General features: G+C 67.1%; 19 protein-coding genes. 11 read left to right on the top strand and 8 right to left on the bottom strand.

Features of this window, described 5'->3' with window-relative positions; all coding sequences use genetic code 11:
- The first annotated feature begins 720 nt into the window (after nucleotides 1-720).
- From MJ122_RS04580 to MJ122_RS04615, 8 genes are all read left to right on the top strand, one after another.
- Complete coding sequence (locus tag MJ122_RS04580; RefSeq protein WP_088419463.1) at nucleotides 721-1185, top strand: multidrug transporter; 465 nt, start codon at nucleotides 721-723, stop codon at nucleotides 1183-1185.
- A 60-nt stretch (nucleotides 1186-1245) separates the two neighbouring features.
- Nucleotides 1246-2076 (top strand): SDR family oxidoreductase, encoded by an 831-nt coding sequence (locus MJ122_RS04585; RefSeq protein WP_239742544.1) that lies wholly within the window; start codon nucleotides 1246-1248, stop codon nucleotides 2074-2076.
- Nucleotides 2073-2426: a hypothetical protein gene (locus tag MJ122_RS04590; protein ID WP_239742545.1), complete on the top strand. Its 354-nt coding sequence runs from the start codon at nucleotides 2073-2075 to the stop codon at nucleotides 2424-2426. Before MJ122_RS04585 ends, MJ122_RS04590 begins: the two co-directional genes overlap by 4 nt.
- Nucleotides 2426-2812, top strand: coding sequence for a hypothetical protein (locus tag MJ122_RS04595; protein WP_088419457.1), 387 nt, complete (start codon nucleotides 2426-2428; stop codon nucleotides 2810-2812). The genes MJ122_RS04590 and MJ122_RS04595 overlap by 1 nt, the downstream gene beginning before the upstream one ends.
- Before the next feature lie 84 nt (nucleotides 2813-2896).
- Nucleotides 2897-3547, top strand: coding sequence for a tyrosine-protein phosphatase (locus tag MJ122_RS04600; protein ID WP_239742548.1), 651 nt, complete (start codon nucleotides 2897-2899; stop codon nucleotides 3545-3547).
- A 74-nt stretch (nucleotides 3548-3621) separates the two neighbouring features.
- Nucleotides 3622-4509 (top strand): TIGR01459 family HAD-type hydrolase, encoded by an 888-nt coding sequence (locus tag MJ122_RS04605; RefSeq protein WP_239742550.1) that lies wholly within the window; start codon nucleotides 3622-3624, stop codon nucleotides 4507-4509.
- Nucleotides 4510-4540: 31 nt separating this feature from the next.
- Nucleotides 4541-4786 carry a hypothetical protein gene (locus MJ122_RS04610; protein ID WP_239742552.1) on the top strand — a complete coding sequence of 82 codons (246 nt, stop codon included), beginning with the start codon at nucleotides 4541-4543 and terminating at the stop codon, nucleotides 4784-4786.
- 132 nt (nucleotides 4787-4918) lie between these two features.
- Entirely contained in the window at nucleotides 4919-6580 is a 1662-nt protein-coding gene (locus MJ122_RS04615) for a SulP family inorganic anion transporter (RefSeq protein WP_239742554.1), read from the top strand.
- 54 nt (nucleotides 6581-6634) lie between these two features.
- Here MJ122_RS04615 and MJ122_RS04620 read toward each other — a convergent pair whose 3' ends face one another.
- Genes MJ122_RS04620 through MJ122_RS04635 form a run of 4 tightly spaced genes read right to left on the bottom strand, consistent with a single transcriptional unit; the run spans nucleotide 6635 to nucleotide 11452 of the window.
- Nucleotides 6635-7540 carry an HlyD family secretion protein gene (locus MJ122_RS04620; protein ID WP_239742556.1) on the bottom strand — a complete coding sequence of 302 codons (906 nt, stop codon included), beginning with the start codon at nucleotides 7538-7540 and terminating at the stop codon, nucleotides 6635-6637.
- A 13-nt stretch (nucleotides 7541-7553) separates the two neighbouring features.
- The gene (locus tag MJ122_RS04625) at nucleotides 7554-7754 is read right to left on the bottom strand and encodes a DUF1656 domain-containing protein (RefSeq protein WP_088419805.1); all 201 of its coding nucleotides are present in this window, start codon (nucleotides 7752-7754) and stop codon (nucleotides 7554-7556) included.
- 1 nt (nucleotide 7755) lies between these two features.
- A complete protein-coding gene (locus MJ122_RS04630; protein ID WP_239742558.1) occupies nucleotides 7756-9957 on the bottom strand; it encodes an FUSC family protein in 2202 nt (733 codons plus the stop codon).
- 1 nt (nucleotide 9958) lies between these two features.
- Nucleotides 9959-11452: an efflux transporter outer membrane subunit gene (locus MJ122_RS04635; protein ID WP_239742826.1), complete on the bottom strand. Its 1494-nt coding sequence runs from the start codon at nucleotides 11450-11452 to the stop codon at nucleotides 9959-9961.
- A gap of 309 nt (nucleotides 11453-11761) precedes the next feature.
- Here MJ122_RS04635 and MJ122_RS04640 point away from each other — a divergent pair, with 309 nt between their 5' ends.
- Together MJ122_RS04640 and MJ122_RS04645 are read left to right on the top strand one after the other, a co-directional pair.
- Nucleotides 11762-12697: a LysR family transcriptional regulator gene (locus MJ122_RS04640; RefSeq protein WP_017519048.1), complete on the top strand. Its 936-nt coding sequence runs from the start codon at nucleotides 11762-11764 to the stop codon at nucleotides 12695-12697.
- A 207-nt stretch (nucleotides 12698-12904) separates the two neighbouring features.
- Entirely contained in the window at nucleotides 12905-13879 is a 975-nt protein-coding gene (locus tag MJ122_RS04645) for a D-glycerate dehydrogenase (protein WP_239742561.1), read from the top strand.
- Nucleotides 13880-13980: 101 nt separating this feature from the next.
- Here the strand turns inward: MJ122_RS04645 and MJ122_RS04650 are convergent, their stop codons facing one another.
- On the bottom strand, nucleotides 13981-14874 hold the full coding sequence (locus tag MJ122_RS04650; protein ID WP_088419441.1) for a DMT family transporter: 894 nt from the start codon (nucleotides 14872-14874) through the stop codon (nucleotides 13981-13983).
- A 137-nt stretch (nucleotides 14875-15011) separates the two neighbouring features.
- Here MJ122_RS04650 and MJ122_RS04655 point away from each other — a divergent pair, with 137 nt between their 5' ends.
- Nucleotides 15012-15887 carry an AraC family transcriptional regulator gene (locus tag MJ122_RS04655; protein ID WP_239742563.1) on the top strand — a complete coding sequence of 292 codons (876 nt, stop codon included), beginning with the start codon at nucleotides 15012-15014 and terminating at the stop codon, nucleotides 15885-15887.
- A gap of 274 nt (nucleotides 15888-16161) precedes the next feature.
- Here the strand turns inward: MJ122_RS04655 and MJ122_RS04660 are convergent, their stop codons facing one another.
- Genes MJ122_RS04660 through MJ122_RS04670 form a run of 3 tightly spaced genes read right to left on the bottom strand, consistent with a single transcriptional unit; the run spans nucleotide 16162 to nucleotide 18292 of the window.
- Complete coding sequence (locus MJ122_RS04660) at nucleotides 16162-16485, bottom strand: DUF3325 domain-containing protein (RefSeq protein ID WP_088419437.1); 324 nt, start codon at nucleotides 16483-16485, stop codon at nucleotides 16162-16164.
- Nucleotides 16485-18008 carry a PepSY-associated TM helix domain-containing protein gene (locus MJ122_RS04665; RefSeq protein ID WP_239742564.1) on the bottom strand — a complete coding sequence of 508 codons (1524 nt, stop codon included), beginning with the start codon at nucleotides 18006-18008 and terminating at the stop codon, nucleotides 16485-16487. Before MJ122_RS04665 ends, MJ122_RS04660 begins: the two co-directional genes overlap by 1 nt.
- Nucleotides 18005-18292 carry a DUF3649 domain-containing protein gene (locus tag MJ122_RS04670; protein ID WP_088419433.1) on the bottom strand — a complete coding sequence of 96 codons (288 nt, stop codon included), beginning with the start codon at nucleotides 18290-18292 and terminating at the stop codon, nucleotides 18005-18007. The genes MJ122_RS04665 and MJ122_RS04670 overlap by 4 nt, the downstream gene beginning before the upstream one ends.
- Nucleotides 18293-18403 lie beyond the last annotated feature (111 nt).

The following is an 18403-nucleotide window of genomic DNA, read 5'->3' on the forward strand; positions in this document are numbered from 1 at the left end:
CACCTTCGGCCTCCTGAAAGGGGCACTTCGGCGCGTGCGGATAGTTCTCTGGAAGACATCAAAAGAAAGTGCAGGAGCCAAAGCTGTTCGCGAGCAAGCTCGCTCCTACGAAAAGCCCAATCTGCCAGTCCCCAGCTCTGGCTTTGGCTTTGGCTTTGGCTTTGGCTCTGAAGGCTTCCAGAGAAATGCCAGAGCACTCCAGACCGCCCCGTTCAGGAGGCCTCGTTGAAGCGGAGTTTCAGGGGTTGAGCGACATGGATGTCGCGAGAGCCGCGATGGGCCAGGGATGGCCCTTCGCGGCGGGCCCCTGAAACTTCGTTTCAACGAGGGTATTTTTCGCCTAAGCGAAAAACCGGATGTCCGGGGCAAGACCTTTGCCTACTTTGGGGCGTTTGCCAAAGGAGGTCGCCCGAGGGGGCGAAACAAGAAGTCCATGCGCACGCAGAAGCGACGCTGGAACACCCAAGGCAGAGGCAGAGGCAGAGGCAGAGGCAGAGGCAGAAAGTTCGCGGACATGGCCCTATCCTACAAGGGCGATGCAATGCAGTGTTCCCTGACAACAATGAAGTCCGCCGCGAAGGATTTCGCGGACAAGGTCCGCTCCTACGCCGCCGGCCACGTTCGCGAGCAAGCTCGCTCCTACAACAGCCGAGCCACATCAACCCGCCCTATCCCACCGCCTGCTAATGTAATGCTCGAAATCCCCGCGCGGAGCGCTCCATGCTGTACGGCATCCTGCTGATCGTCACCTGGATCATCCTGCTGATCCGCTACCCCTCCCGCGCCCTGCCGATCTCCGGCGCCGGCCTGGTCGGGCTGGCCTGTGTGATCGGCCTCGCCATCTGGCAGGACAACAGCGACGCCCGCCAGCTCGAGCACCTGGAACTGCGCATCGCCTACCAGCCCGACCAGTGCCAGCCCGGCCGGCCGCTGGCGGTCAGCCTGAAGAACGGCGCCAATCGCCCACTGCTGGAACTACGCTGGAAAGTCGCCGCCTACCGCCCTGGCGATACCACCGATCTGGCCGAAAACCTCTACGAAGCGCCGCGCTACCGTGGCCCCGGCGCGCTGCTGGCCGGCGACAGCTGGAGCGACTGCCTGCCGCTGCCGCCGCTGCGCCCCGGCTACCGCGCCAGCACCCTGGAGTTTCGCGCCGAGCGGGTGAGCGGTCGATTCGGCAACTGATTCACCTGCCCCGCACAATCCGGTACGGTAGTCCCGCCCACAGACACGGACTGCCAGACCATGCCCCAACCCGTCGCCCTCATCACCGGTTGCTCCAGCGGTATCGGCCGCGCCCTCGCCGACGCCTTCCAGAGCGCCGGTTACCAGGTCTGGGCCACCGCCCGCCGCGATGAAGACGTCGCCGCCCTCGGCCAGGCGGGTTTCCGTGGCGTGCTGCTGGACGTCAACGACGAGCCCGCCGTCGAGCGCCTCGCCGAGCGGCTGCAACGCGAAGCCGGCGGCCTCGATGTGCTGATCAACAACGCCGGCTACGGCGCCATGGGTCCGCTGCTGGACGGCGGCAGCCAGGCGATCCGCCGGCAGTTCGAAACCAACGTGTTCGCCGTGGTCGGCGTCACCCGCGCGCTGTTCCCGGCGCTGCGGGCGCGGCGCGGGCTGGTGGTGAACATCGGCAGCGTGTCCGGCGTGCTGGTCACCCCCTTCGCCGGCGCCTACTGCGCATCGAAAGCGGCGGTGCACGCGCTGAACGACGCCTTGCGCCTGGAGTTGGCGCCCTTCGGCATCGACGTGATGGAAGTGCAACCCGGCGCCATCGCCTCCAACTTCGGCGCCAACGCCAGCCGCGAGATGGCCGCGGTGGTCAGCGAGGACTCCGCCTGGTGGCCGTTGCGTCAATTCATCCAGGCGCGCGCCGCCGCCTCCCAGGACAACCCTACGCCCGCCAGCGACTTCGCCCGCGAGCTGCTCGCTGCTGCGCAGAAGTCCCCGCGCCCGCGCCTGGTGCGCATCGGCAACGGCAGCCGGGCCCTGCCGCTGCTCTCGCGCTGGCTGCCCACCGGCCTGCTGGACAAGGTGCTGAAGAAGCGCTTCGGCCTCGACGGTTCGCTATGAAGCACTTTCTCTTTCGCATCGGCCGCATCCTCCTGCCGTTCCTCCTGCTGCAACTTGCCGTAGCCATCGGCGTGACGGCGTACCGGGGCGAGCTGAGCGCAGCGGCCCTGTGCGAAACCACGATCTACGTCGGCTTCGCCTGCTGCGCGCTGGCCGCGCTGATGCTCAAGGGCACCCATGACAGTGCCGGCCTGCTGCGCAATCGCGAGGTGATGAACGCGGCCGCCACCTCGACTCGTCTGTGGCACGGCCTGATGGCCGATCTCGCCGACGGCCGCGCCTTCGCCGTCACACTGATGACCAGCAGCGCGCTGCTGTTCATCGGCGCCTACTTGCTGAAGGGGGTCTGATGACTTACCCGGTCCGCTACCTCGCCCTCGCCGGTATCCTCGCCGCCTTCTTTCTCAACGTGGTGGCGCGCGGGCTGCTGCGGGTCGGCGGTGTGCCGGCGACTCTGCTGGTGGCGGCGGTGATCGCCGCCGCCATGGCCTTCTGGTTCGCCCGTCGGCACAAGCGGCTGGCGGATACCGGCGAACGCTGGCGGCTGACCGCGCTGTACGGCGGTGGGCTGGCGCTGCTCTATGCCATCCTGGTCGGCATGGCCGCGTGGAAGAACACCCCGAGCCCGGCAGCGCTGCTGATCTACGCGCTGAACTACCTGTGCTATCCGCTGTGCGTCTGGTGGTTCTTCCGCCCCGGCGTGCTGTCACGCTTTTTGCCAGCCGGTTCTCGCTGAGCGCTCTTCACGCTTTCTTCACCGCCTTTTCATCCCGGCACGACCCGGGTTTGCGCAAGATGCGCGGACTTTCGAGGAGTGCCCATGTCCCGTCTGCTTCATGCCGCGATGACCACCGCCCTGCTGATATTGGCCCCGCTCGCCCTGGCCGCTGGCGAGACGCCAGCCGACTGGGCCAAGCCGGTGGACAAGTCGTTCAACCTCTACCAGATGTCGCCAACCCTCTTCCGCAGCGCCCTGCCACGCAGCACCGACCTGCCCGAACTGCAGCGCCTGCAGGTAAGGACCGTGGTGAGCTTCATCAAGGACGACGACCGCGAATGGATCGGCCAGCACGATATGCAGGCGGTGAGCTTCCCGACCCACGCCGACCGCGTCGATGACGCCGACGTGCTGAAGGTCCTGCGCACCCTGCAGAGCGCCGAGCAGAACGGCCCGGTACTCATGCACTGCAAGCACGGGCGTGACCGCACCGGCCTGTTCGCCGCCATGTACCGCACGGTGATCCAGGGCTGGAGCAAGGAAGACGCGCTCAAGGAAATGGTCCAGGGCGGCTTCGGCGCCGAGGACGACATGACCGACGCCATCGCCTACGTGCAGGAGGCCGACATCGGCAAGCTGCAGCAGGCCCTGGCCAGCGGCGAATGCAGCACCTCGGCCTTCGCCGGCTGCCAGCTCAAGGCCTGGCTGGCGGACACCTTCGGCGAGGAGCGCCCGCGGCACCCGGCGCACTGATCGGCGTATCGGTCACACCGTCATGGCGAGAGTGCGCTAACGTGGGCGCACTCCCACCGCTTCACAGGCACGCCATGACCAACTCCCGCTTCAGCGCCGTTACCCACACCCGCTACATCGACCACGCCGGCCTGGACGCCTTCTGCGCCGACTACGACGGTTTCCTGCTCGACCTCTGGGGCGTGCTGATCGACGGCGTGGACGTATTCCCCGGCGCCCTCGACTGGCTCGCCCGCCGCGCTGCCGAAGGCAAGCCGGTGTGGTTCCTCAGCAACGCCTCGCGCAGCGTCCCGGAAATGGCCGACACCCTGGTGCGCCTGGGCGTCTCCCGCGAGCTGTTCGCCGGCATCACCACCTCCGGCCAGCTGGCCATCGATGCCTTCACCCACGAACGGGAATTCCAGCGCGGCGGCATCTACACCGTCGGCGTCGGCGATGCGCTGACCACCTGGCCGGCGGAGATTCGCGAGCGCTTCTGCGACGACATCCACGCCGCGTCGCTGATCCTGGGTGTCGGCAGCTTCCCGCAGGACGAGTTGGAAGAGCGCTTCGCCCCGCTGCGCGGCGCCATCGACAAACCTTTCCTGTGCGCCAACCCGGACCGCGTGGTGGTTTCCGGCGGCCAGACGGTGTTCGGCGCGGGACGCCTGGCCGAAGCCTTCGCCGAGGAAGGCGGCAGCGTGCACTGGTATGGCAAGCCCGATCCGTCGGCCTTCCGCATCGCCCAGCGACAACTGGAGGCGCGCGGCGCCCAGCACATCCTGTTCGTCGGCGACTCGCTGGTGACCGACGTGCCCGGCGCCCTCGCCGCGCGTATGGACACCCTGTGGCTGGCGTCCACCGGCATCCATCGCCAGGCGCTGGGCGTGCCCTTCAACGGCGAGCTGGACCCGCAGAAGACCAACGCGCTGCTCGACGGCTATCCAGTTCGTCCGCACTTTGCCGCACCGGGGCTGGTCTGAGTTCAGGACATCCACCTGAGCTCGAGCGCCCATGAACGAACTGATCGACCTGCTGCAATGGCCGGCCATGCTGGTCACCGTCCTCGCCGCCTGGCTGGTGGGCTCCCGCGACAGGAGGCGGCGCAAGCTGGGCTTCTGGGTATTCATCGCCAGCAACGTGTTGTGGATCGCCTGGGGGCTGCCGGCCAAGGCCTACGCGCTGGTGCTGTTGCAGCTGTGCCTGGCGGCGATGAATATCCGCGGCAGCTACAAGAACCGCCTGCAGCAGGACGACTGACCGCCAGCGGCCGTTCCCACTGCGCAATCCGGACGATCCGATGGACAGCGGGGAAAGCGGGCGTTGCCCAGTAGGCCGGGCAGCTGTTGGAATGCGTCGTCGCCCCTGGCGCATCGATCGACGGATGGTTCCATGAAGCTGTTCCCGGGTATTCGCCCACTCTCCCGCACGCGCGGCTGGCGGGATGTCCTGTCCGGCGTGTCGCTGGCCGCCATGGATATCCCGCAGTTGCTGGGTTACGCCCGCATTGCCGGGATGCCGGCGGTGGCCGGCCTCTACACCGCCCTGCTGCCGCTGGTGGCTTTCGCGCTGTTCGGTGCCTCGCGCCATCTGGTGGTGGCCGCGGACTCGGCCACCGCCACCATCTTTTCCAGCAGACTGTCCGACACCGCGCCCAGCGGCAGCGCCGAATACCTGGCGTTGGCCGCCGGGGTGGCCCTGCTGACGGCGGGCATGCTGCTCATTGCGCGCCTGCTGAAGCTCGGCTTTCTTGCTGATTTCCTCTCGCGCACCGTGCTCGCCGGCTTTCTTGCCGGCGTCGGTGTGCAGGTGGCTCTGGCGATGGGGGGCGACCTGCTCGGCATCGAGGTCACGGCACGCGACAGCGTTCACCAGGCGCTCTACCTGGCCAGCCATCTGCAGCAGGCCCACGGCCCGACCCTCGCGCTATCCCTGTCACTCGTGGTCGTCCTGCTGGCAGCCAAACGCTGGTGCCCGCACCTGCCTGTTCCGCTGCTGGTGCTGGTGGGCTGCATCGCCGCCAGCGCCAGCTTCGACCTCGCCGGCCTCGGTATTACCGTGCTCGGCCCCATCGCTGGCGGGCTGCCTTCGCTGGTCCTGCCGCGCCTGGCGTGGCACCAATGGCTCGACCTGCTGCCCATCGCCTTCGCCTGCTTCGTGATGATCATCGCCCAGGCCTCGGCCGCCAGCCGGGTGTTCGCCGACCGTTATCAGGAACACGACGACCAGAACGCGAACCTCCTGGGTCTGGCCGCCGCCAACGCCGCCGCGGCGGTGAGCGGCGCCTTCGTCGTCAACGGCAGCCCGACACAGACCGCCATGGCCGACCAGGCCGGCGCCCGCAGCCAGTTGGCGCAGCTGGGTTTCGCCGCCGTGGTGGCGCTGGTCCTGCTGTTCTTCAGCAACTGGCTGCAGTACCTGCCGCATTGCGTGCTGGCCGCCGTGGTCTTCACCATCGGCCTCGGGCTGATCGACGTGAAGGCGCTGCGGTCAATGCGTCCGGAAAGCCCGGCGGAGTTCCGCATGGCCCTGGTCACCGCTGGCACCGTGGTCCTGGTCGGCGTCGAGCAGGGCATCCTGCTGGCCATGGCGCTGTCGTTGCTGCACCACGTCCGCCACAGCTACCGGCCCCACAGCCAGATGCTCGAGCCGGGCCCGCAGGGGCGCTGGCTGGCCCGGCCGGTGGAGTATGGGCAGGTGACCTCGCCGGGGCTGATCGTCTATCGCTTCGGCGCCGACCTGTTCTACGCCAACGAAAACCTCTTCACCGAGCAGGTCAACCAGCTGGTCGACCGGGCCCCCGGCGAGTTGCACTGGTTCATCATCGATGCCGGGGCCATCACCAGCCTGGACTACTCGGCGGCCAGGGCGCTGGGCGAGTTGTGCCGGCGCTTGCAGGAAAAGGGCATCCGGCTGGCGTTCGGGCGGGTCAACGACTACCTGCGCCAGGACCTGGAGCGGCACGGCATCACCGCCCTGGTTCCGCCGCAATACATCCTGCCGACCCTGCACGAAGCGTTGGCGCTGGCCGGCGTACAGCCGCAACTGGGCTGATGCCCGCTCATGAAAACGGGAGCCGAAGCTCCCGTTTTCATGCATCCGATCCGATCACTGCGCCGCCGCAGCCGCGCCATCGGAGTGTTCCGCGTTGCGGCTCTGCGGATTGACGATCACGGTGGCGGTGATGCCCGCCGCCAGCAGCACGCCGTCCGGCACGTCGTCGATGTGAATGCGCACCGGCACGCGCTGGGCCAGGCGCACCCAGTTGAAGGTCGGGTTGACGTCGGCCACCAGCTCGCGGCTCTCGGGGTTGTCGCGGTCGTAGATGGCGCGGGCGATGCTCTCGACGTGGCCCTTCAGGCGCTCCCCGCTCATCAGTTGCAGCTCGGCCGGGTCGCCGACGCGGATGTGCGGCAGCTTGGTCTCTTCGAAGTAGCCGTAGATCCAGTAGGAGTCCTCGTCGACCACGGCCATCTTCGCCTCGCCCACACGGGCGTAGTCGCCACGGTGCACGTTGAGGTTGGTCACGTAGCCGTCCACCGAGGCGCGCACCTGGGTGCGTTCCAGGTTCAGCTTGGCGGCGTCCAGCGCGGCCAGCGCCTGCTGGTAGTCGGCCTCGGAGGCAGCGGCGGTGTTGCTGGCGTCGTCCAGGCTCTCGCGGGAAACCACTTCCTCGTCCATCGCGCGGCGGCGCTTGGCGTTGAGCTGGCGCATCTGCAGGGTAGCCTTGCGCGAGGCGACCAGGGCTTCGGCCTGCTTCACGGCAATCTGGTAATGGTCCGGGTCGATCTGCATCAGCAGGTCGCCTTTCTTCACCTGCTGGTTGTCGCGCACCGGTACGTCGACCACCACGCCGGAGACATCGGCGGCGACGTTGATGATGTCGGCGCGCACCCGGCCGTCGCGGGTCCAGGGCGTATCCATGTAGTTCACCCAGAGGGCGCGGCCGATCAACGCGGCGACCGCCAGGATGATCAGGGTCGCCAGCAGGCTGATGATGGATTTGAGAGTCATGGGTGCACGCTCGTTACTGGTAGATAGTGAGGGACAGGCCGCCAAACAGGCAGGCAAACAGGCACACGCGGAACAGCGCCGGGTGCCAGGTGAAGCGGTACAGGCCGATGGAGGCGAAGATGCGGTCGATGCCCCAGCAGATCACTGCAGCGACGAGGAACATCAGGGTCAGGGTCGGCATGTAGACCCCGTGGAACGCGATCTCGCGGGGCAGGTCAGGCAACATGGGTGGTTCTTCCAGAAGAGGTTTTGCCATCGCGCAGCGGCGACTGCGGGTCGAGCAGGCTGCTGCGGATGAAGTGCAGGTAGCTGAGCACGCGGCGTAGCGGCGAGCTTTCGAAGTCCGGAGCGCGCGGCTCGTCAGTGGTCTTCACGCAATCGATGGCCTGCTCCACGGCGGCCAGGGCGCGCTCACGGTTGGCCTCGCAGGGTTTGACGAACAGGCGGATCAAGGCGCGGCCCATGGCGCGGATCGACTGCCGCCAGGGCGTCGACTCGGCATAGCAGGACTCGGCCGGCAGGTTCTCCTGCTCGACACGCAGCTCGATGATCGAATGGCCGATCTCCAGCACGACAAAGGTCCAGCGCAGCAAGCGGCGTTGCATCTGCGGGCTGCGCGCGGCGACGCCGTACGCCTGGTTGAGCAGGTCGCGGGTGCCACTCTCGAAGGACGAAACCAGGCCATCGAGCTTGCCGCTGATGGCTTCCACCACGCGCAGGCGCAGGTCCTTCTCCAGGCGACGCCACAGCCAGGCGCTGGTGGGCGGCATGATCACCGCGGCGACCACCGCGGCCAGGCTCTGCGACAGCACCAGAGCGATGTACTCGTTGAGCATGCGGCCCGGATCGTAGACGGTGAGGTTCGCCGGGATCGCGCCGAAGCTGAAGAACACCAGCAGGCCCAGGCCGTAGCCGGCGTACCTGGGCTTGATCGAGAAGAATGCGCCCACCGCGAATACCGGCGCCAGGGCGAACGCCAGCAGGGCGAAGCCGTCCAGGTGCGGGAACACGAAGAAGGTTTCCGAGAAGCCGAGGATCGCCGCGAAGAAGGTGCCCACGGCCATCTGCATGGCCATCTTCGCCGGGTCCGGCGCGGCCGAGACCAGCGCAGCGACGGCAGCGGCGTTGAGCACGAAGGTGCTGCCGCTGGGCCAGGCGGTCTCGATCCAGAAGATGCCGAACACCAGCACCATCAGCGCGGTGCGCCCACCGGCCACCAGCGAGGCGGCCAGGTTGGCCTTGGGCGAGAAGCCGTGCTTCCAGTTCTCCCGCTCGTGCTTGTGCGCAGCCAGGGAGGCGTGGGTCAGGGCGTAGTTGTAGAGGTCGTCGGCCAGGCGGTAGAGCAGCTCGCCGGCGGTGTTGTAGTCCAACAGCGCGGAGGGCTCGTCCTGCTCTTCCAGCAGCTGCGCGCGACCGGAACGGATGCGTTGCATCATCCGCGTGCGGTGGCTTTCCAGCTGTGCGGCGAGACGCTCGGCGTCACGGTCGGTGACCGACTGGCCGCGCCACGGGGCGAGCACCTGGGCGAGTTCGTCCAGGCAGGGTTGCAGCGCGCGCAGCACGGCCTCGGCTTGCTGGGCACGCAGGCGCGAAAGCAGCTGGTGCAGCGCATGGTAACGGGTGGTGAGGACCATGAACTCGTTGTTCAGGCGCGACAGGCGACCGGAGCGCAGGCGCATGTGCGGGTCTTCGAAACGGGTGGCGCTGCGCAGCGCTTCCAGGCCCACGGCCTGGGATGCGAAGGCCACGTTGGCCGCCTCGAACTTCGGCCGCTCGCCGCCGCCGAGGTTGTCCAGGACGAATCCGGCGAAGGCGCCGAAACGCTGGTACAGCGCACTGCGCATGGCAGTGCTGGAGGTCTGCGGGAACAGCGTGGCGCTGACCACCATGGAGCAGAGAATCCCCAGGCTGATTTCCAGCACCCGCCAGATCGCCGACATGAACGCGGCTTCCGGGTGCAGGGTGGCGGGCAGGCCGATCAGCGTGGCGGTGTAGCCGGCAAGGACGCAGGCGTAGGAGCGGAAGTCGCGGTAACGCGCAGCACCCACTGTGCAGAGGCCGATCCACAGCGCCGAGACGAGCAGGAACAGCTCGCGCTGCTGGGCGAAGATGGCGATCAGCGCGACCATCACGGAGAGGCCGACCAGGCTGCCGAGGATCCGGTAGAAGCTCTTGGCGAACACCTGGCCGCTCTGCGGCTGCATGACGATGAACACGGTGATGGTCGCCGTGCTCGGCTGCGGCAGCTCCAGGCGCATCGCCAGCCACAGGGTCAGCAGCGCGGCGAGCAGCACCTTGGCGATATACACCCAGGTGACGCCGTCACTGCGGCCCCACTCCAGCAGCGCGCGGCGCAGGGCGTCCAGCGGCGCCAGCTGGCGGGTGGCGGTGCTGCCGTTGAAGGAATCGCCCGCCATCTCAGCGCTCGCCGGCCGCGCGGACATCGACGGTCTCGGGGACCATCTTCGCCTCTTTGGGGCCTTCCTGCTTGTCCATCAGGCCGCCGCCCAGGGCAACGACGAGGCCGGCGTGGGTGGCCAGGCGCGCGGCGCGAACCTGCTGCTCCACCAGCTGCTGCTGGAACAGACGGGTCTGCGCGTTGAGCACGTTGAGGTAATCCGTCAGGCCGCCACGGTACGCCTTGGTGGCGATGTCGTAGGTGCGCTGGGCCGAGGCCACGGACTTGGCGGCGAAGCCTTCCTGCAGTTGCATGGAGTGCATGCGGATCAACTGGTCGGAGATGCCCTTGAGGGCGTTGACCAGGGTCTGGTTGTACTGCGCTACGGCGGCGTCGTAGCCGGCGGATTCCTGGCTCAACTGCGAGCGGCGGCGACCGCCGTCGAAGATCGGCAGGGAGATGGCCGGGCCGACGCCGTAGGTGAATTTCTCGGCATTGAGGAACTCCAGTACGCCGCCACCCACCGCGCTGTAGCCGATACTCGCGACCAGGTCGACGTTGGGGTAGAACTCGGCGCGGGCAACGTCCACGCCCTTGGCCTGGGCGGCGACCTTCCAGCGGCTGGCGACCACGTCCGGGCGGTGGCCGAGCAGTTCCATCGGCAGCTTGCTGGGCAGGCCGGGGCCTTCGGCGAGTTTCAGGCTCGGCCGCTGGATCGAAGCGCCAGCGCCGGGGCCCTTGCCGGCCAAAGCGGCGATCTGGTTGCGGGTCAGCTGGATTTCCTCGTCCACCGCTTCGATCTTGCGCTCGGTTTCCGGCAGCGGGACTTCCGCCTGACTGACTTCGAAATGCGTGCCGATGCCACCGGCGAGGCGGCGCTGGGCCAGGGCCAGGATGCCCTGCTGCTGCGCCAGCATGGCCTTGCCGATGTCCAGCTTGGCGTACTGCAGCGACAGCTGGATATAGGCGCGGACGATGTTGCCCTCCAGCTCCAACTGGGCCATGCGCGCCTCGGCGGCGGTCATCTTGGCGATGTTGACGTAGCGCTCGGTGTTGCTGCGCTCGCGCCCCCAGAGGTCCAGCGAATAGTTGAAGCCCAGGGCGGCGTTGTTGTTGAAGGTGGTGCTGTCGGCCAGGTCGCCCGGGCCGTAGAAGTAGTCGGTCGGCCAGCGGTGGCGGGTCAGCGAGGCGTCCACGCCGATCTGCGGCGACTCGGCGGACTCGGCGATGCCGGCCATGGCCATGGCCATGCGCACCCGCGCCTCGGCCTGGGCCAGGGTCGGGCTGCCCTCCAGCGCGGTCTGCACCCAGGCATTCAACTGCGGATCGCCATAGGCGCGCCACCACTGCTCGGCCGGCCAGCCAGCTTCCTGGTTGGCATGCGCGATCGCAGCGTCGGTGGCCAGCTCGGTGTCACCCAGGCGCTGTTCCTGCGGAGCGATACCGTTGGTGCTGATACATCCGGCGATTGTTGAAAAAATGACAAAGGAGCCGACGAACGTCAGTCCTTTCACGAGGTGACGCGACACGGTGGAGGTCCTGGAAGTGGTCTAGCTTTTCAGCGTGGGGCTTTTAAACGTGGAGGTGCCGGCAAAGCCACTGGCGGCGATTGAATTCTAGGGATGGGGAAGGGAACGGATAAGCCGGCTGATTTGTGATTGTTTATTACCGATAATGAAACAATGTGTGTCGTCATCCATGTGACAATAGGACGCCCCCGCTCTGCTCCGCGCATTGCCCCCCATCAAGGACATGCCGCCGGCGACGACGTAACGCTTCATCGGCGTCGCCACCCGGGACAGACGCCCACTGACGAGGCCCCAATGGACACACTGCAGACCATGCGTGCGTTCGCCTGTGTCGCGGAAACCGGCAGTTTCACCGCCGCCGCGCAGCAGCTGAACACCACCACCGCCTACGTATCCCGTGCGGTCGCCAATCTGGAGTCCCACCTGCGGACCCGCCTGCTCAACCGCACCACCCGGCGCATCGCCCTGACCGAGGCCGGCCAGCGCTACCTGCTGCGCTGCGAGCAGATCCTCGCCTATGTCGAGGAGGCCGAAGCCGAGGCCAGCGACGCCCATGCCCGCCCCGCGGGCCGCCTGCGCGTGCACTCGATGACCGGCATCGGCCAGCACTACGTGATCCGCGCCATTGCCAACTATCGCCAGCTGCACCCGGACGTGACCTTCGAGCTGACCATGGCCAACCGCGTGCCGGACCTGCTCGACGAAGGCTTCGACGTCGCCATCGTGGTCGCCTCGGAACTGCCCGACTCGGGCCTGGTGTCCCAGCGCATCGGCGAGACCTACAGCATCCTCTGCGCCTCGCCCGACTATCTGGCCCGGCGCGGCACGCCGAAAACCCCGACCGAGCTCATGGAGCACGACTGCCTGCGCCTGATCAGCCCGGTGCTGCCGTTGGACAAGTGGCTGTTCGACGGCCCCAACGGCCAGGAGATGATCACCCTCGGCCCCTCGCCCTTCCAGGTGAACGTCGGCGACGCCATGACCGAGGCCATCGGCTCGGGCATGGGCATCAGCGCCCTGCCGGTCTACTCGGCCATCGACGGCCTGCGCGACGGCTCGCTGGTGCGCGTGCTGCCGCACTACAAACTGCAGATCCTCAACGTCTACGCGCTGTACCCGTCGCGTCAGTACCTGGACGCGAAAATCAAGACCTGGGTCGCGTACCTGCGGGAAAATCTCCCCGGTGTGCTCCAGGCCGATGGCGCTGGCCTCGCCGATGTGGGACCCTGACCGTCCTTTTCGCCGTGTTTCGCGGGCAAGCTCACTGTGTAACTCCTTACCCCGGTGTTCAGTGAGCTTGCCCGCGAACCCATCTTCTTCCCCGCTGCGAACCACCTCCCGTTCGACAATCGCCCGGCGCGCACGCAAGCCTTGCGCCGCTCTGGTCCGGCAATGGTAGGGTTAACCCCCCTCCCGCCTCCCAGCCGTCCGAGAGCCATGAAAAAGAAGGTCTTCGTCTTCAGCCGCCTTGCCCCGGAACACCTCGACCGCCTGCGCAGCCAGTTCAACGTCACCGTGCTGGACCCCAAACAGGGCGATGTCGACGCGCAACTGGCCGCCGCCCTGCCGACCACCCACGGCATGATCGGCGTCGGCCGCCCGCTGGGCGAGAAGCAACTGGCCCAGGCCACGCAGCTGGAAGTCATTTCCAGCGTCTCGGTGGGCTATGACAACTACGACCTGGATTACCTGAACCAGCGCGGCATCCCGCTGACCAACACCCCGGACGTGCTCACCGAAACCACCGCCGACCTCGGCTTCGCCCTGATCATGGCCGCTGCCCGGCGCACCGCCGAGCTGGACGCCTGGACCAAGGCCGGCCAGTGGAAGCGCACCGTGGACGCCCAGCACTTCGGCGTCGACGTGCACGGCAAGAAGCTCGGCATCCTCGGCCTGGGCCGCATCGGCGCGGCCATCGCCCGCCGCGGCCGCTTCGGCTTCAACATGGACATCCTCTACCACGGCAACAGCCACAAGCCGGAGCTGGAACAGGAATTCGGCGCACGCTTCTGCGGCTTCGAGGAACTGCTGGGTGAGGCGGACTTCGTCTGCGTGGTGGTGCCGCTGTCGGACAAGACCCGCAAGCTGATCGGCAAGCGCGAGCTAGAGCTGATGAAGCCCAGCGGCATCCTGGTGAACATCGCCCGTGGCCAGGTGATCGACGAAGCCGCGCTGGTAGAAGCCCTGCAGGAGAAACGCATCCTCGCCGCCGGCCTGGACGTCTACGAGAGGGAACCGCTGGCCGAATCGCCGCTGTTCGCCCTGCCCAACGCCGTGACCCTGCCGCACATCGGCTCAGCCACCCACGAAACCCGCCAGGCCATGGCCGAGTGCGCGCTGGACAACTTCGAAGCCGCCCTGCGTGGCGAGCGGCCGAAGAACCTGGTCAATCCGCAGGCCTGGAAAGCCTGAGACCTCAGCGATTCTGCGCAGGATGGCGGGGAGCGAAGCGATACCCATCCCATCGATCAAGGTGTGAACACCGCTGATGGGTATCGCAAGCTCCCCCCATCCTACGCCCGCGCCGGCTGCAACACCGGCCTGGGCTTGCGGAACACCAGCACATTGCCCGCCATCACCAGCCCCAACCCGGCCAGCGCCGGCAGGCTCCACTGGTAGCCCTCGGCAAAGGCCGAGACGTTCAGCGCCACCACCGGGAACAGCACGGTGCAGTAGGCCGCGCGCTCCGGCCCCATGCGCCCGACCAGCGTCAGGTAGGCGGTGAAGCCGATCACCGAGCCGGGAATTGCCAGGTACAGCAGCGACCCGACGTACTGCGGGCTCGCGTCGAAGGTCAGCGGCACGCCCCGCACCAGACAGATCGCCAGCAGGATCAGCGACCCATAGAGCATGCCCCAGGCGTTGGTCGACAACGGCCGCAGCCCGGCCTTCTGTTGCAGGCTCGACAGCAGGTTGCCCGCCGAGAAGCACAGCGTGCCCAGCAGCGCCAGGGCCAGCCCGTAGAAGGTCTCCCGCGTCGCCTGATGCCCGGAAAGCTCCGGCCAGAACAACAGCGCCAGCCCCGCCAGGCCGAATGCCCCGCCGCCCAGTACATTGGGTGCAATGCGCTGGCCGAAGAACACGCGCGCATTCAGCGCATTCCACAGTGTGGCGGTGGAGAACACCACCGCGACCAGCCCGCTGGGGATCCACTGGCTGGCGGTGTAGAAGCACAGGAAGTTCACGCAGAACAGGCACAGCCCCTGCGCGAAGCAGATCGCCTGTCCGCGCCGCCCCAGCGGCTGCAACCGCCGCGACACCAGCAACAGGGCGAACAGCACCAGCGCCGCCAGGCTGAAACGGTAGGCGATGGACAGGGGAATGGCGACCACGCCGACCTGCAGCTTGATAGCGATCCAGGTCGTGCCCCAGATGAGCACGGTGAGCAGATAGAGCGAGAGATTCATGGCGGTCTCCGGAGTACTGGGGAAACAGTCTCCCGTCCCGCCCCGACCCCGGCTTGCAGATTCTTGCGCTTATTGCGACAACCGGGCTGGCAAGGCACGCCCGCACAGGTAGAGTTGAAGACAACAGAGGAACGCCCATGTCAGCCATTTCCCAGCTCGAAGTCTTCCAGTCGATGAACGCCTCGCCCAATGCCCGCCTGGAGCGTTGTGCGGAACTGGGCGACGGGCTGTCTGCGGCGATCTGGAGCAACAGCCACGACGCCCGCGACTATCACGCGCCGAGCCACCACACCCTGTCCTGCTACCTGAACGACGGCACCGGCACCTTTCGCCGTGGCGCACCCGGCAGCAAGGGCGCGCCGGACAAGCTCTGCGTGATGCCCGCCGGCGCCGAGTCGGCCTGGATCGTCAACGGCGACATCCGCCTGGCGCACCTCTACATCGGCCAGGAACAGTTCGCCCTCGGCTGCATCCGCCTGCTCGACCGCGAGCCGCGCGAACTGCAACTGCACGAACGCACCTTCCTGGACGATCCGCAGCAGGCCGCACGCTTCCGCCAACTGGTGAAACTGGACTGGCACGAGCCGGGCGAACGCATCCGCACCAGCACCCTGGCCCACGACCTGATCGATCATCTGCTACTGAATCAGGTGGGCCTGCGCGAAGGCTTGAAGCTCAAGGGCGGATTGGCGCCGGTGATGCGCCGGCGCGTGGCCGATTACATGGAGCAGCGACTGGACCAACCGCTGTCCCTGGGCGAGCTGGCGATGCAGACGGCGCTGTCGGAGTACCACTTCGCACGGATGTTCCGTGAAAGCTTCGGCATGCCGCCGCACCAGTATGTGCTGGCCCGCCGCGTGGCCCTGGCGAAGCGCCTGCTGCGCGACACCCGCCAGCCGCTGAGCCAGGTGGCGTTGGCCTGCGGCTTCTCCAGCGCCAGCCACTTCGCCAACCGCTTCCGCTCGGTGGTCGGTGGAACGCCGGGGGAGTATCGGCAGGCGTTCGAGGAGTAAGGATCCGGCCGTATATCTGCGGCATACGGTTCGCGGGCATGGCTCGCTCCTACACGAGAAGACCGGCGCGCACCCTGCTTTTTCGCTTCTTCAGACTTCCAGAGAAAGAGGAACTCGCCCGAGGGGGCGGAACACGGAATCCGCGCGCACACCGAAGCGACGCAGGAACCCCTGACGCGAGGCAGACCCATCGCGGACGGAGTCCGCTCCTATGAAAAGGCACATTGCCGTGCGGGTTCGCGAGCAAGCTCGCTCCTACAAAAACCTGAAGGCGTCAGCCGAGTACGGCCAGAACTCCGCCAAGCACCGGCATCGCCGCCGCTGTCGGCAGTGCCCAGCGTGGCCGCCAGGCCAGCAGCAGCACCAGCGTCGCACCGGCGATCATCAGCAGGCACGCCCAGTAGACGATCCCCAGTTCAGCGCCGATAGCGTGGATCGCGTAGGCCAGCGCCAGCACACCATCCACCAGCGCGACGATGCGCAGCAAACGCACTCGCGACTCGGACGGCGCGCTGCCGAACAGATCGCGATGATGGCGGGACAGCGACAGGCAGGCCGCCGCCAGCGCCAGCAGGTTGAGACCGAACACCAGCAACATCAGGCGTACTCCTCATTTCGTGCGCGACGTACGCGGGCAGGCTCCGCACGCTCCTGTGCCAGTCGCCAGCCGAGGAAGGCGCAGAGACCACCGATCAGCAGCAGACCGAGATCGATACCGACCATCATCCAATCGCCGTTGGCGACATGGGTCGTCACCCGTCCCGGCTCGGGCCCGAACAAACTCAGCACCGGTAGCAGCAGCGCCAGCGCCGCCAGTGCGACGAACTGCTCGCGAGCCATGGCGCGGCTGCCACGACGCGACAGCGCGTGGACCAGCGCCAGCAGCCAGATCACCACGAAGGCTGTGGCCTCCCAGTGGGTGCGCTGGAACAGCTCGGCCGGCAGCAGGCGAGACGCCGCCAGCAAGCCAAGCGAAGCGATGGGCAAGCCGCCGCAGACAGCACCGTTGAGCACGCGCACCAGCGCCACTCCACGGTGGGCACGCGCTTCACGCTTGCTGACCCACACTTGCAGGCCGCCGAACACCATCACGCAACCCACCAGGCCGAGGACGAAATACATCACCCGCAGCAGGTCGTTGCCGAACTGCGCCATGTGCAGGCCGGTCAGCCAGGCGTAGGTCTTGTAGCCCGGCTGGTAGGGCTTCTGCACATGCAGGAGCGCCCCGGTGCCGGAGTCGAAGGATACAGTGCGCTGGTCGTTGACCATGCCCCTGTCCACGGCCCTGCGTACCTGCACCATCGCCGACGCGTCATTGGGGTGTTCGATGTTGATCCAGCCCACCTGGCTGTCATCGCCCCAGGCCGCGCGCGCCTTGAGGATCATGTTGTCGATGGATTTCGGTGGTCTGGCGGGCTTGCCCAGCTCTTCACGGTCGAAGGCGCCTTGTACGTCATGGAAGAAATGCTCCAGGTCGTTCTTGTACGCCACCTTGATGCCGGCGGTCATATAGAAGGTGATGAAGATCGCCAGCCCCGTGTAGGCCATCAGCAGGTGGAACGGCAGGCCGAGCACGCCCAGCACGTTGTGCGCGTCCAGCCAGGCGCGCTGCCGGGCAGCCTTCGGACGCAGGGTGAAGAAGTCCTTGAAGATACGCCGGTGGACGATCACCCCGCTGACCAGCGCCACCAGCATGAACACACCAGCCACGCCGACGACATAGAGCCCCAGCATGCCGCCGTGCAATTCGTAGTGCAGTTCCAGGAAGAAGTTGCCGCCCACGGTCCTGGGCAGCACCTCGCCGCTCTGGGCGTCCACCAGGAAGGACTGGAACTCGCTGAAGTCCGCCGGCTCCCATCCCGCCGTCCAATAAGGCATGCGTTCGGTAGGCGGGTGCATCCAGTAGCCATGGGCCTTGGGCGCGCGCTCGACGATCAGCTCGCGCACCTGGTCGGCGCCCACCTTGACCTGCTCCAGCTTATGCAGCTGCGGTGTCATCCAGCGGGTGAGTTCCTTGTCGAATACCGCGACGGTTCCCGAAAACAGCACGACGAAAAGAATCCAGCTGACCAGCAGCCCAGCCCAGCCGTGCAGGCCGGACATCGATTGACGCAGGCTCATGGGCGCACCCCGTAGCCGGTCGGCAGGAAAGCCGCGAAACCGAGCACGACACTCAACGCCACCGGGAGCCAGACGGCACGCCATGGGCTCTTTGCGCCAAAGGCGTAGAGGATCGCCGCGACCCAGACGATGAAGCAGGCGAGGCTCGACAGCGAGACGCGGTCCGGCCGCGACATCGGCAGATAGACGCTGAGGAAGGCCGTAGCGGTGTAGGCCAGTGCGTAGCCAGCGACCACGGCACTGAGGATGCGGGCCGCGACGGCGCCGGCTTGGGCTGCGCTCATGCGTCGGCTCCCGGATGGGTTGGGCGCGGGAAAACGCTCATCGAGATGAATCCTGCAAGGCGGCCCGGGCATTTGCCCAGGCGCGCGATTGAAAAGCAGAATTATATGATA

The sequence above is a fragment of the Pseudomonas sp. DP-17 genome (genome assembly GCF_022380625.1).
Lineage (GTDB): Bacteria > Pseudomonadota > Gammaproteobacteria > Pseudomonadales > Pseudomonadaceae > Pseudomonas > Pseudomonas nitroreducens_A.